This is a genomic window from Pseudomonas sp. IT-P395 (assembly GCF_949767675.1).
In the GTDB taxonomy this organism is placed as follows: Bacteria; Pseudomonadota; Gammaproteobacteria; order Pseudomonadales; family Pseudomonadaceae; genus Aquipseudomonas.
This window is the reverse complement of sequence record NZ_CATKPW010000053.1, coordinates 1-209: the sequence shown is the minus strand read 5'-3', so window position 1 is coordinate 209 and position 209 is coordinate 1. Positions and strand designations below refer to the sequence as shown.

Here is a 209-nt window from a genome sequence, read left to right as displayed (position 1 = left end):
ATCTCAATGGTGGGCAGATAAGTTGCCAGCTGAAGCGTGCGTTTCGCGCTATCGGATATAAACCCTTCGCAGGCCGCCACAGCGTCCAGCTCATGATTGCCCTCGTCTTGACCGGGCTCCAGCGTTACCGACCACGTCCGGTTGTCCCGCACCTCGGCGCTGGCCTGGTCGCTACCCAGCGTCACGGTCACCGTGTCGCCGGGCGTCGC

Annotated in this window: 1 protein-coding gene; it reads right to left on the bottom strand. The window is 63.6% G+C overall.

Annotated elements, in window-relative coordinates:
• Positions 1 to 209 (bottom strand): hypothetical protein (locus tag ACM6IN_RS22060; RefSeq protein ID WP_414916711.1); only part of this gene is annotated, 209 nt, incomplete at both ends.